Origin of the sequence: Bradyrhizobium elkanii WSM2783 (assembly GCF_000472865.1) — a bacterium.
GTDB classification, from domain to species: Bacteria; Pseudomonadota; Alphaproteobacteria; order Rhizobiales; family Xanthobacteraceae; genus Bradyrhizobium; species Bradyrhizobium elkanii_A.
Genome location: NZ_AXAP01000140.1, coordinates 1 through 12,846, shown reverse-complemented (window position 1 = coordinate 12,846; position 12,846 = coordinate 1). Strand labels below are relative to the sequence as shown.

General features: G+C 59.6%; 10 protein-coding genes and 3 pseudogenes. 8 read left to right on the top strand and 5 right to left on the bottom strand.

Features of this window, described 5'->3' with window-relative positions:
- Window positions 1–42: 42 nt before the first annotated feature.
- From YY7_RS0147420 to pcaG, 3 genes are all read left to right on the top strand, one after another.
- Window positions 43–582, top strand: a complete 540-nt coding sequence (locus tag YY7_RS0147420; protein ID WP_028169130.1) for a DUF4863 family protein — start codon at window positions 43–45, stop codon at window positions 580–582.
- Window positions 583–646: 64 nt separating this feature from the next.
- Complete coding sequence (gene pcaH / locus YY7_RS0147415) at window positions 647–1,348, top strand: protocatechuate 3,4-dioxygenase subunit beta (protein ID WP_028169129.1); 702 nt, start codon at window positions 647–649, stop codon at window positions 1,346–1,348.
- Window positions 1,288–1,950: a protocatechuate 3,4-dioxygenase subunit alpha gene (gene pcaG / locus YY7_RS0147410; protein ID WP_080664178.1), complete on the top strand. Its 663-nt coding sequence runs from the start codon at window positions 1,288–1,290 to the stop codon at window positions 1,948–1,950. Before pcaH ends, pcaG begins: the two co-directional genes overlap by 61 nt.
- 419 nt (window positions 1,951–2,369) lie before the next feature.
- On the opposite strand, the gene YY7_RS0147405 is transcribed toward pcaG, so the two are convergent.
- From YY7_RS0147405 to YY7_RS0147390, 4 genes are all read right to left on the bottom strand, one after another.
- Window positions 2,370–3,716, bottom strand: coding sequence for an MFS transporter (locus YY7_RS0147405; RefSeq protein WP_028169127.1), 1,347 nt, complete (start codon window positions 3,714–3,716; stop codon window positions 2,370–2,372).
- A gap of 42 nt (window positions 3,717–3,758) precedes the next feature.
- The gene (locus YY7_RS0147400) at window positions 3,759–4,703 is read right to left on the bottom strand and encodes a hydroxymethylglutaryl-CoA lyase (protein ID WP_028169126.1); all 945 of its coding nucleotides are present in this window, start codon (window positions 4,701–4,703) and stop codon (window positions 3,759–3,761) included.
- Window positions 4,700–5,893 carry a CaiB/BaiF CoA transferase family protein gene (locus YY7_RS0147395; RefSeq protein ID WP_028169125.1) on the bottom strand — a complete coding sequence of 398 codons (1,194 nt, stop codon included), beginning with the start codon at window positions 5,891–5,893 and terminating at the stop codon, window positions 4,700–4,702. Before YY7_RS0147395 ends, YY7_RS0147400 begins: the two co-directional genes overlap by 4 nt.
- Before the next feature lie 226 nt (window positions 5,894–6,119).
- Window positions 6,120–7,079: a LysR family transcriptional regulator gene (locus tag YY7_RS0147390; protein WP_051397340.1), complete on the bottom strand. Its 960-nt coding sequence runs from the start codon at window positions 7,077–7,079 to the stop codon at window positions 6,120–6,122.
- A 1,440-nt stretch (window positions 7,080–8,519) separates the two neighbouring features.
- Here YY7_RS0147390 and YY7_RS0147375 point away from each other — a divergent pair.
- Window positions 8,520–10,103, top strand: a complete 1,584-nt coding sequence (locus YY7_RS0147375; RefSeq protein ID WP_028169122.1) for a porin — start codon at window positions 8,520–8,522, stop codon at window positions 10,101–10,103.
- Window positions 10,104–10,276: 173 nt separating this feature from the next.
- Here YY7_RS0147375 and YY7_RS64145 read toward each other — a convergent pair.
- Window positions 10,277–10,696, bottom strand: a pseudogene (locus YY7_RS64145) (IS66 family transposase); the annotation flags it as partial.
- An 88-nt stretch (window positions 10,697–10,784) separates the two neighbouring features.
- Between YY7_RS64145 and YY7_RS55705 the strand changes: the two are divergent.
- The 4 genes and pseudogenes from YY7_RS55705 to YY7_RS59680 form a co-directional block, all read left to right on the top strand.
- A pseudogene (locus YY7_RS55705) lies at window positions 10,785–11,171 on the top strand (SOS response-associated peptidase family protein); the annotation flags it as partial.
- Window positions 11,172–11,380: 209 nt separating this feature from the next.
- Window positions 11,381–11,740: a hypothetical protein gene (locus tag YY7_RS0147360; protein WP_155255654.1), complete on the top strand. Its 360-nt coding sequence runs from the start codon at window positions 11,381–11,383 to the stop codon at window positions 11,738–11,740.
- Between the two features lie 382 nt (window positions 11,741–12,122).
- Window positions 12,123–12,269, top strand: a complete 147-nt coding sequence (locus YY7_RS61505) for a DUF6894 family protein (protein WP_035692965.1) — start codon at window positions 12,123–12,125, stop codon at window positions 12,267–12,269.
- Between the two features lie 393 nt (window positions 12,270–12,662).
- A pseudogene (locus YY7_RS59680) lies at window positions 12,663–12,846 on the top strand (IS630 family transposase); the annotation flags it as partial.

Genomic DNA, 12,846 nt, shown 5'->3' with positions numbered 1-12,846 from the left:
TTCGAAACATAGAGCCCAATCGAGAAGAGTAAGGAGACGACTATGGGAAGCCGAGAAGAACTGATTCAGCGCAGCATTCCGTTCCTCCGGGAAGTCAAGGATATGACGCCTGGCGCCGAGATGGAGCGTTGGCTCAACGAGAAATATGGAGAGGAGAGCGCGCTCTATCAGGACTTGGCTCGCTTGATCAAGATCGGGGTCGAAGAAGGCTGGGCAGCGAACCAGGAGGTGGACGGTCCGAACTACCGGCGGAGCCGCATCCTCGAACCAATGCCCGAAACGTTTCAGTTCAGCATCACGGCCGTCTACATGAACAGCGCCGATCCGCGCCGTTTCAAGGACGAGGACGAGCATGACGTGTTGCGCGGGCAGTATCACGGCCATCCCTATGGCGAGCTCAATCTTGTGGTGCCCTTGAATAAGGGGGCCGAGCTGAAGGGATTACAGGGCTGGCAGGGGCCCGGCTGGACGGCGCCAGATCCCGGAAGCCGCCACTATCCCGAGGTCAGGGGCGGGGCGGTCATCGCGTTGTTTTATCTCCCCGCTGGTCGCATTTCCTACGACTTCAAAGCGCCAGCCTGATTGCTGACCGGGCCATGCGAGGTGATGCCGCTTCAATGGCGTCACCACTATTAGAGGAAACATAATGACGTTGATCTATCCGGCCGGTTCGAAGCGCATCCATCCCGCGCTGTCCTCTNCCGCCTACAGGAGTTCGATCAAGCGCGCACCGCAGAAGCCGCTGATCCCGATGCGACATACCCTNTCGGAATTAACCGGACCGGTGTACGGCCACGAGAGCGTGCGTGCCGGGGACAATGATCTCACNACNCAGCACAAGNGCGAGCCNCTTGGCGAGCGCATCATCGTGCATGGCCATGTGCTCGACGAAGATGGCCGCGGAGTGCCGAACACGCTGATCGAGATCTGGCAGGCCAATGCCTGCGGCCGCTATATCCATGTCCGCGACCAGCATCCGGCGCCACTTGATCCCAATTTTACCGGCGCCGGCCGGACGCAGTCGGACGCGTCCGGCTACTACAAATTCGTCACCATCAAACCCGGCGCTTACCCCTGGGGCAATCACTACAACGCCTGGCGGCCGGCCCACATCCACCTCTCCGTGTTCGGCCGTTCCTTCATCTCGCGGCTCGTCACGCAGATGTATTTCCCTGGCGATCCCTTGTTTGCGTTCGACCCGATCTTCAATTCGGTGCCGAACGAGGAAGCGCGTGCGCGAATGGTCTCGTCCTTTGATCTGGAGAACACACAGCCGGAATGGGCGCTATGCTACCGCTTCAATATCGTGCTGCGCGGCAGGAGCGCCACACCCATGGAGAACGGTTAATTGCAAGACAAAGACAAGGTATCACGCCCTCGCAGACGGTCGGCCCGTTCTTCGAATATGGTCTGACGCCGAACGGCCAACGCGACTGGAACAACGCCTTTGCCGGCAATCTAGTGACGCCCGATGCCTCAGGCGAACGGGTTCGCATCGAAGGTCGCGTGTTCGATGGCGATGGCCAGCCGGTGCCGGACTGCATGTTGGAAGTCTGGCAGGCCGACAGCCAGGGTCGCTTCGCCGATCCGCAGGACAAGCGCGCGCTGCCGAACACGAAATTCCGCGGTTTCGGCCGCGTCGGCACTGATGCCAATGGTGCTTACGCTTTCGACACCATCAAGCCGGGCTCGGTGCCTGATCCAGACGGCAAGCCACAGGCACCGCATCTTCTCCTTGCGGTGTTTGCCCGCGGCATTCTGCGGCACCTCTATACGCGCATCTATTTCGGCGGCGAGGTCGCAAATGGCAGCGATCCCGTGCTGGCCCTGGTGCCCTCCGATCGCCGCGCGACCTTGATCGCCCAGCGTGAAGGTGACAGCGGCAACGTCGTCTACAAGCTGGACGTATACCTGCAGGGCGCTGACGAAACGGTGTTCTTCGATGTATGACTGCCCTTTGGGTTGTTGCGGCGACCGACTATGGCGGTCGGCCACTTGCTCTCATAGCGTGGCTATCGCCGTAAAAAGATTATGCCGAGAATTCGCCAAACGACGCGTCGCACATCGGGCTTCGTTGTAACGCCTCGATGCGCGGGCTCTGTGATTAATCCGTAATCGCGGCCAAGTCGATCTCAAACGTTCTGATAACTTGTAGCAGCTGTCGAAGGGAAGCTTCAAGTAGTCGCCCATCGCGGCAACGGTCGCCATCCGGTCGGTGGCGCTCCCCGGGTAGCACTTTCTGAGCGCGGTGCGGCATCGGCCTGGCTTCGTGGCGCGCGCAAGTATCGTGATAATAGCGGCCGCCGCCCATACTTTCGATGTCCCGCGATACCTGACGGTGCTGCTAGTGGGCCTCATTCAATCGCTTCTCACCGCCGAAGTGACTGAGACGGCGCTGGGTGGAAGTCCTTGGACTTGAGCTCACGAGGAAGCGCCGTCAACAAAAGCACTGCGCAGAACACGCAAAGACTGCCGATGACAAAGAGCGCCGGCGTCGTGCTGCCCGTCAGATCCTTGACTGAGCCAACCATGATCGGACTCACAATGCCGCCCACCTGGCCCAGCGTGTTGATAAGCGCGATCCCGCTTGCGGCGCCGGCGCCCGTCAGTATCTTCGGAGGCAATGTCCAAAATGTCGGGATTGACGCCACCACGCCGCCGCCAAGAACGGCAAGCGCACCAACCAGCAAGAGAACGTTGTTGTTGAAAACGCCAGTGGCGAAAAAGCCGAATGCTGCAGCCAAGATAAGTCCGGCAACAAACCTCGGACGTTCGCCGGATGCATCAGAGAGCCGTCCGACGATCAGCATGCAGATCGCGCCGCAAACATAGGGAATGGCGGTCAAGAAGCCGATCGCGCTCGCGCTTCCCCCGCCGGCCGCCTTTATGAGATCCGGCGTCCAGAAATTGAGTCCATACGACGCGATCTGGATCAGGAAGTAGATGAACCCAAGCAGCAGAACGCCGGGCATCAGCAACGATCGCCAGGCTGAGCGCTCGCCAATTTGATTCTTCTGCCGCTCCAATTGCACCGAGATGAGACGGCGCTCATCAGTGCTGAGCCATTTCGCATGATCAATGCTGTCGTCAAATCGAAGCAGGACGACCACTCCGAGGGCAACGCATGGCAGACCGCCGGCGAGGAACAGCCATTTCCAGCCGTCCAAACCGTGCAGCCCGTTCATATAGTTAAGGATGAGGCCGGACATCGGCGCTCCAATGATGCCCGAAAATGCGGTCGCGAGAAAAAACACCGAAGTCATGCGCCCGCGATGGGATTTTGGGAACCAAAGGGTCAGATAATAGAGAATACCGGGAGCGAATCCGGCTTCCATGGCGCCAATCACGAAGCGCAGCGTGTAGAACTGCCATTCGCTCTGGACAAACACCATGGCCGCCGTCCCGAGCCCCCATGAGATCATGATGCGGGCGATCCAGCGCCGGGCGCCGAAGCGATACAACAGCATGTTACTCGGCACCTCAAATAGGACGTAGCCGACGACAAACAGGCTCGCGCCGAAGCCATAGGCTGTGTTGCTGAGACCGAGATCCGCCTGGAGCGATGCTTTGGCAAAGCTGATGTTCACGCGATCGAAGAATGCAAAGAAATAGCAGACGATGATCAACGGCATCAGGCGCCAGGCGATCTTGCTGATGACTTGCTGCTCGCTGATCGTCGCATCGAGACCGACAGCAGGCGCTGTAGTAATCGTCATGATTTCCTCCGATATGTTTTTTGAAATGTGATTGCAGGTTGTTCAGGCGGGGGATTGCCGCGATCGTTCTGGAACGGGGTGCAGGTCCAGCGGACGCCCGGTCTTTGCGACTTGGCCCGGCACGTCGTGTCCGACCAATGCGGGCAATCGCTTCGAAAGGTCGATCAAGCGATCGAGGTCGAGGCCGGTCCTCAGGCCGATCTCATGGCAGAGATTGACCAGGTCTTCGGTGCAAACGTTGCCGGTCGCGCCCGGCGCAAATGGGCAACCACCCAATCCGCCCAGCGCTGCATCGAAGCGGCGCGCGCCGCTGTTATGGGCCGCGAGCACATTGACCAGCCCGAGGCCTCGCGTGTTGTGGAAATGAAGCGTTAGCCTGTCCGAGGGTAGAAGCGTCAAGGCCTCTGCCACCAATCGCGAGACCTGATTGGGGTTGGCCATGCCCGTGGTATCTGCGAGCGTTACGCTATCGGCACCGAGGTCGAGGTACCGTTTGACGATGTCCAGGACCTTTCCGGACGGCTGTGCTCCCTCGAATGGGCAGCCGAACGCCGTCGCGATCGTGGCATTGACCAATGCGTCAGCCGCGTGGGCCAGTTCGATGATTTCACCAAGGGATGCGAGCGAGCCATCATGCGTCATGTTCATGTTCGCGCGATTGTGTGTCTCACTCGCCGACATCACAAAGTTTAGTTCATCGGCCCGTGCCGCCAAGGCGAGCTCGGCGCCCTTCCGATTTGGAATCAGCGCTGTGTAGACCATTCCAGGTCGCCGTCTGATGCTGGCAAATACATCTCTTGCATCCCGCAGCGCAGGGACGGCCTTTGGCGAAACAAATGACGAAACTTCGATGCGTCGGAAGCCAATAGCAGACAGGCAATCGATCAGCAGTATCTTTTCGGTCGTTTCGATCCATTGCGGCTCGATCTGCAACCCGTCGCGTGGTGCGACTTCCTGGATCAAAATGTCCGGCAGATCGGCGGTCATTGCACCGCTCCACTGCGGCGCAGTTGCAGAATGTCCTCCTCGTTGAGGCCGAGCGATGTCAAGACCTCGTCGGTGTGTTGCCCGAGTGTCGGACCAGGCCACCTTACGCCACCCGGCGTTTCCGATAGCTTTGGCGCGATACCAGGCATCTTCACGGTGATGCCGCCGGGGAGTTCGGTCGGCAGGATCATGTCTCTGGCAGCGTAGTGGGGGTCTTCCACGATATCGGCGACCGAATAGATTCGACCCGCAGGAACGTCAGCCGCATCAAGACGGGAGAGGATCTCCTCCATGGTTCGTTGCGAGGTCCAGTCGCTGACGGCGGCGTCGAGCACCGCATTCCTCCGTACGCGTCCGTCGTTGTTGGTGAGCGTCGGATCTTCACCGAGATCAGGGCGGCCGATCACACGCATCAGACGCTTGAATATCGCGTCGCTGTTGCCGGCGATGACAACGTAGCGCCCATCGGAGCTTGGATAGGTATTGGAGGGACTTATGCCCGGTAGTGCTGCGCCGGTCCGGGTCCTGACATAGCCCAAGAGATCATACTCGGGAACCAGACTTTCCATGAGATTGAACACGCTCTCGTAAAGCGAGACGTCGACGATCTGCCCCTTGCCCTGGCCTGTCTTGACCCGAAGCAGCGACATCAGCGCTCCAATCACGCCGTGCAGCGAAGCCAGGCTATCGCCGATGCTGATACCGACGCGTGCCGGCGGGCTCTCAGGATCGCCAGTGGTGAATCGCAATCCACCCATGGCTTCACCGATCGCGCCGAATCCCGATCGATCGCGATAAGGACCTGTCTGCCCGTAGCCGGAGATACGGACCAGGGTCAGGTTCGGATTGAGCGCGGAGAGCACGTCCCAGCCGAGGCCGAGCTTCTCAAGGTTGCCCGGCTTGAAATTCTCGATCACAACGTCGGCTTGGATAGCCAGGCGACGAACAACCGCACGCCCTTCCGCCGACTTCAGATCAACTGCGATCGACTTCTTGTTGCGGGATTGCAGATACCACCACAGCGATGTCCCTTGATGGAGCTTTCGCCACTTGCGCAGCGGATCTCCAACGCCGGGCTGCTCGATCTTGATGACATCTGCGCCGAATTCGGCAAACAGCCGCGCCGCAAATGGCGCAGCGATGAGTGTTCCTAGTTCGACAACGCGAATACCGGATAACGGCCCGACCATCTCTGGCGCTCCTCGACACGCTGTTTTGTCGAGGTGTTGCCGAGCAACGCGGGTTGAGTCCAATATCCGTTGATGAACGAGCGTTCGCAGATGACGAACGCACGCGAAGAGAGCGATACTAGAGCATGGCCAGGTTTTCTCTCACGACAAACGCGAAGCAATAGCGTGAAACGAACATGCTCAAACAAAGAGCTAAGAAGCGGGACGACGATTCGAAGAAAAGTCATCATGCTTTATAGTGCGTGCTGCGGGAATGTCTGAGGTGATCTAGCATCAAGCGACTCGTCGCCGACAGCCCTACGGGATCTCTGGCAACCAGCACCAGCTCACGATCCGCCCATTCATCGCTCAGCTCGACAGCGGACAAGTTCATGCCGTGGCTCAAGACGGCAAATGCCCGGTTCGGGATCAAGCCGATGCCCATTCCGGCCTGCACCATCCGGCAGACGGCGTCGAAACCAGGGACGTGGACCCTTAGTTTGATCGACTTGCCGAGCTGTTGCGCCGTGTATTGCGAGCGAAGATAGATCGAGCTTGTAGCGAACAGGCCCACATGATCGTAGTCCAGTGTATCGGCAAATGAGACTTTCGTCGTGCCGGACAGCGGGTGATCGGACCTTACCACGATAACGAGGCGATCCCTTCCATACGAATAACGCTCCAGCCCGCGCGTGGCGACGTCTGCGGAGCAGATGCCGATATCCGCGACACCTTCCTCGAGGCCGCGAACGACCTCGGCGCTGGAGCGCTCCTGAAGATCGAGCCGCACCAACTCGTGAGAGCGAAAGAATCCGGGCAGATCGTCCGGCAGAAATTCGACGATTGACGACAGGTTTGCCAACATTCGCACATGTCCACGCACACCCCGCGCGTGCTCCGCCATGTCGACCGCGATCTTCGCGATGTTGAGCAGCGTGACGCGCGCATGATGCAACAGAGATTCGCCTGCCGGCGTCAGTGTCATTCCATTCGAGTGTCTTTCAAACAGAGCGACCTGGAGCGTCTCCTCGAGATCGTGCATGCGCTTACTGACTGCGGAAGGCGCTATTGCCTCTCTCTGCGACGCACGCGTCAAATTACCTTCGTCGCAAATTGCGATGAATAATTGCAAGGTTGTGAGGTCAATACGCCGAACGAGATCAATCTTGTAGGGCGGCTTTGACCGAATCGGCCGTGTCTTTTCCATGCAACGTCCCAGACAGAAGTTATCGCAACAGACATCCACTGATTTCTCAAATGTCGCAGAAGAACCGGAAAAAATTAGAATCTCATACTAACTGGGGCCGAATTGAGCCGAGAATCTTCCAACTCCAGGCTATGAGCCAATTCTTCGGGTTAGGGGAGACGGTGCGCGTCCACCGTGTGATCACTCAGCCGATCCTGTCATAAAAACGAGTTCGTCGGATGGGCCGCGTCGGATCACGAAATCGATATCAATGAAGGCCGCTTCGCGTCATGTTCGACCGGGTCTGCGGCTACCGCCTGCGATCTGACTTTTCGCTTTGCCGCAAAAGTCCACGAGAGCTTCGGTTCTGACTCAATCAGACCCGAACATGCTCTAGTGTCCCGAATCTGACGTACGACGGATTCCAAATCGACTCGAGGACTCGTCTGAACTCGTTGCTGCTAACAACTACGTTCCTGGCCGTTGCCGGCACTCGCTCAGCAAATCTCGGCTTCGCCGCCAGTTGGCTTTCCCAACAGCACGACGCCAAGTGTCGGACGGGTCATCCCGCAATTGACGCAGGACCGCACGCTGCGCAAACTCTCAAGGCGATCCACGACGACCGGACCCCAGCCTTATGGCGTAATGAACGGCCTCGGCCCTCTTACGTCGTACTTTCTCTCGTGAGCTTCCGTCGGGCATTGCGCCGCAAAGCCTGATGCCGACGGTCTACGCCGCTCGACGCCGGCGGACTACGCCAACAACGTCAATTTTCTCGCCAACACGAGCGCTGGCAGCACGACATTCGGTAACGGCACCGCGACACCGCTCGCAAGCGCTGTCGGCTTCATCAACAACGCCGTGCGAGCCAACTCCTCGACCGGCTCAATGCGATCCACGCGAAGATAATGAAGAGCAAGGACCGGAACAAGGTTCTGCGTGCCATAGCCCAGTGGAGTCGTGACGTTCTCGGTAAATGAGCCCTCGAACGACGGCGAATCGAAAGTGCCGGACTGGCCATTCCGATCAATGCTCAGCAATGTGAAAAGGGGTGCCCGGTATGTACATGCCCGCGGCAATGGTCGCCGTAGCGGTGGGAGGAGCCCGCGAGCGCCGCAACGGTCGTGACATTGACTTCGCTCGCGGCGGTGGGCGTGAGCTGGAGCGACAGGTTTGAACCCCCATGGAAAGCACGGGAAATGCACGGATACTTACGCGCGCAAAATATGCCTTCTACGCCGCAAGATGCGCAAGCGACCGATCACCACTTTCTGCTGACAGATCTGATCTGCAAAGACCGAATAGGGTTGTTCGATGATCACCGAACTGTCGCGTGGCGAAAACGTCACAGCTCACGGTCGGCGGCATCGACTTCACCGCGTTGTTATTCTTCACGGAAGTTTTTGCATTAGTTACCGCGTCAGCATGCGTGTGCATGTTGGGGATTAGGAGACTTTAAACATGATACGGGCGCGAACACTTATTCGCGGCACAACCGCCGGCCTGATGGCCGTCGGGGGCGCGCAAGCAGCCGATCTTCCAATCAAGGCGAAGGCCGTCGAGTATGTGAAGGTCTGCTCGCTGTACGGCGGCGGCTTCTGGTACATCCCGGGCACCGACACCTGCATGAAGATCGGCGGCTATCTGCGGGTCGACGCCACCTTCAACGGCGGCGTGCAGGGCTCGCCCGCCTGGAATGGCGATATCGGCCAGGGTAACCGCTATCGTGACTACTTCGCAGCGCGGTCCCGTATGGCTTTGTCAATCGATACCCGCACGCAGACCGAATATGGCACGGTCCGCACCTTCGGGATGGGCCGGTTTCAGTTCTCTACGCTTGGCAACAACACCTTCAACCCGAACTCGATCAACGGCTCGCTTCCGGTGGCCGGCGCGCAGCTGCTCGACACTCCCGGCGGCGGTTACACCACCATCCAGTACCTTTTCATTCAGTTCGCAGGCTTCACTCTTGGTCAGTCGGCCTCGGCCTACGCGTCGCCTTGGCAGGGCTTTCCCGGCAACATCTCGGACTTCCTGCTCGGCGGCCAGAACACCGACACTGGCGTTAACAACATCCAGTACACCGCGCAGTTCGGCAATGGCGTGTCGGCCAGCATCGGCCTGGATGATCCGACGGTCTGGGATCGCACCGCGGTCTACAATCTGGCGCTGCCGCTGAACGCCACGTTTAACTCGGGCAACGCCTATGCCGGCGTCCATGCGCCCGACGTCGTCGGCAATATCCGCATCGACCAGGCTTGGGGCCTGTTCCAGATTTCGGCCGCGGCGCATGAAGTCAGCGGCTCCTACAACACCCTCAACGCGCTCGGTGCGCCGGCGGGCGCCGTCGGACTGCCGGGCGCGGCGCCGACCGCGGCATCCGAGCTTTCCGGACATCCCGACACCTCGTGGGGCGGCGCCGTACAGGCGGCGTTGCAGATCAAGAACATCCCGAGCGGCGCTGGTGACGACCTCAAGCTGGACGCGAGCTATGCCAAGGGCGCGACGAAGTACGTCGTCTCGTCGTCTTCAACCTCGCCAAGCTTTGCCATGTTCGGCAGCACCAGTGCGCCCGGCGCCTATCAGAGCATCGGGTTCGGTGCGACGACCGATGCCGTCTATCTGCCGGTCGCGGCCGGCGGCGACGGCTCGCTGCATCTGACGGAGACCTTTGGCGTTCGCGGGGCGTTCAATCATAACTGGGACCCGTATTGGTCGTCGAGCCTGTTCGGCTCGTATGTGGCGGTCCGCTATGACGGTGCCGCGAAGGCCTTCATGTGCGCGAACTACACCACGCCGGCCAAGGCGGTCAGCGCGGACTACGTCTGCAACCCCGACTTCAACATCTCGCAGCTCGGCGTGAACACCCGCTGGACCCCGGTCAAGAACCTGACCTTCACGGCCGAATTCCAGTGGTTCCACCTCGACCAGAACTTCAAGGGATCGGCCGTGCTTGGCGCGTCCGCGCCGAAGCCGTTGGCGCGCTACGAGTTCAAGGACCAGGATACGTTCCTGCTCGAGCTCCGCGCGCAGCGAAACTTCTGATCGCCTTCTTTGCGAGGAAACGGCGAGGAAGCAATCCGGCGTGTTGCTAAGTTGCTTCGTGAATCGATATCGCTGAGCTTGGCGCTGACAATAAGGGGACTAGATCGCAGCCCACGCTCACCGCGCTCATGAGTCCGGCGACAGTCGAAGTTTCTCCTTCCTACGACGACGGCCCATAGTTTGCGTTCGGCGGCGTTGTTCGACATGCGGACGCGTCCGTCGTCGAGAAAGCAGGCAAATGCATCCCTGCGGTTGAGGCAGTAATTGGCCTTACCTCTTCCTGTCCAGACCGCATTGTGCGAGACCTCGACCCCACGGGCAGCAAGTTCGTCCTTCAGCTTGTGCAGCGTCAGATGCGGCGTCTGGCTAATCCGTTCCTTGATGGAGGCGCGATGCGGTTCCAGCACCGGCTTGCGGTATCCGCCTATCTTGCCGGGCGCCACTGAACCCGTCGCCCGATAGCGCTGTGACCACTTCACCACCGAGGACGCCGCCACGCCAAATCGCGTCGCAACCGCCCGGCAGCTTTCACCCGCACCTACGGCTGCAACAACACGCTCACGCAGATCATTGGAAAGAGGTCGGCTCATCAGATGCTGGCCCCCAGACCCAGCCAACACCTTGAATCACAAACCGGCCCGCAAGGGAATCCCTACCGATTCAGCCTAGCCATGAACCGCTCTAGTGCCCTTCAATAGCTTCGCCGAGTACGCGCCCGAGCCGAACCCGGAGACGAAGAAAAAGGACGTGGTCTGGTTCGCACTGGACGACGATCGGCCGCTTACCGCATTTGCCGGGATCTGGACCGAGTTCAAGGGCGACCGGGACACCAAGTCGACGCCGATCCCCGGCCCTCACCTCGTCTATGGCTCCCTGACCACCAAACCGAACGCGGTCGTCGCCCCGATCCATCCCAAGGCCATGCCGGTTATCCTGACGACTGGCGAAGAACGCGACGTGTGGCGCGCACCGTGGGATGAAGCCAAGGCCCTTCAGCGTCCGTTGCCCGATCACGCACTCAAGATCGTGCTGCGAGGGCCGGATGAAGAAGACAGGCTGGCAGTCTGACACCGGCCTTTGTATGGCCCTTTCCGTGGCAGACGGCATCAGCATAGGGGTTCTTCAGGGCGGTCAGCAGATCTGGCTGCGGCGTTCGCGAACGGAGAGGGTGCGTTCGCGCCTGGATAATGTCGTTCTCGTGAGAGGTGCGTATAAGCAGGACCGAATTCCAATTTGGTCACAACAAGCCAGAACTGAACGACACCATGGATCGGGTCATGCGAGCGCCATTCGGCGACCTCTACCCAGAGTTCGCCGAGAGGGAGTATCGGCTGGCGCCGGCCGAGATTGCCAAGACTAACCAGACGGAGACCAATCCGGCCAAGCGGGCAGTGCTAAGGACCCATGAGCGGAACCCGGAGGCCAAACACAAGAACTGGCCTTGGCTGGCTTATGCGTTGTGCTTTTTGGTCGGCACATCCGCGATTGGTGGGGCTTTGATCGATTTCGTAATGCACCGCCACCCATGGCTGATGGTATGCATCGTTATGGGGCTGGTTTGGCTGGAGATACGTGGCACCTACGTGAATTGCGCGTCACGGGTTGTGGGTGACGCGCCTCCAGCGGCCGCTGCCTGACGACGCCCTAAAGATCGTCATGTGCGGTCCCGAGGAGGACAGGCTGGCCGCCCGAAATGCCGCAAAGACAGAGTCCCCGCGTGAGCCAAGCGCTGGTAGTTGTGCGAGCCTTAGCCATTCTTCAGAAGACCGCAGCAGCTGCTGTTTTTCGATTGGACAAACCGTCGTCGCAGCTTGTTGCCGACATTGCTCGGCGCGCGTGCGGCAAGTATCTGCATGCTCAACCATGACCGATACACCGGTCCAGACGCTCGCTCCCTGGCGCCGATTGGCCCCGCATCACCCCCTCAATTTGTCCGGCAGCTTAGCGTTCCTGGCAATCTGTTTAGGAACGGTCTGCGGACGATCCCGTTTCGCGAACTGAAAGTCGTGGTTGCGGTCAATGCCCCGTTACTTCTTTCACATCACCGGAAGGTTCCCGTTTCAGGACGAAGTCGGAACGGAGCTTCGACACCATGGCGCTGCCTGGAAGGAAGCTCTGTTGCTGACCCGCGACATCGAAGCGTCGCTGCAGCCGGGGGAGAGCTGAAGCCTCGTGTCAAGGCTCATAGCCGCTTGCTCTACCGGATCAGCATCACCGGCGAAGAAGGATGAACAGCGCGCCCGCTATGGCGCCACGATAAGAGAACACGCCAACTAGCCCGTTTACCAGATCGATCCAGGTGCTGTCCGGGCTAGGACATCTGCCCTAAAAAAACAGGACCCTCGCAGGAACGAGTGTGATTGGCGCTCTTAGCAAAGCGCGTCTGTTGGGACGCCTGAAAATAGCGGGAGTGAACCTCACTCTTCTCCACGAGGTGGGGTCACTTCCGTTATTCAATTGGGAGCCCCCGAAACGGCCCTAGACGTCCCGAGCTAGTCATCTGGAACGCAAGTTCGTCACATTATATGATGGCTCGATTCTCTGTAGAGGAGAGCGCTTGTGGCGAATGCAGGTGTTAGAGGCCGGCCAATCGAGCCGTTGGTGCCGAGTCCGCAAGAGCGAGCATATTTAGAGAGGCAGGTTCGTCGTTATCGTGTGGCCCGGTCGCTATCTGAGCGGTGCCGCGCGATCCTACGGTGCGCAGATGGCTTGCCAAGCAAATCTGTGGCTGCCGAACTTGGCA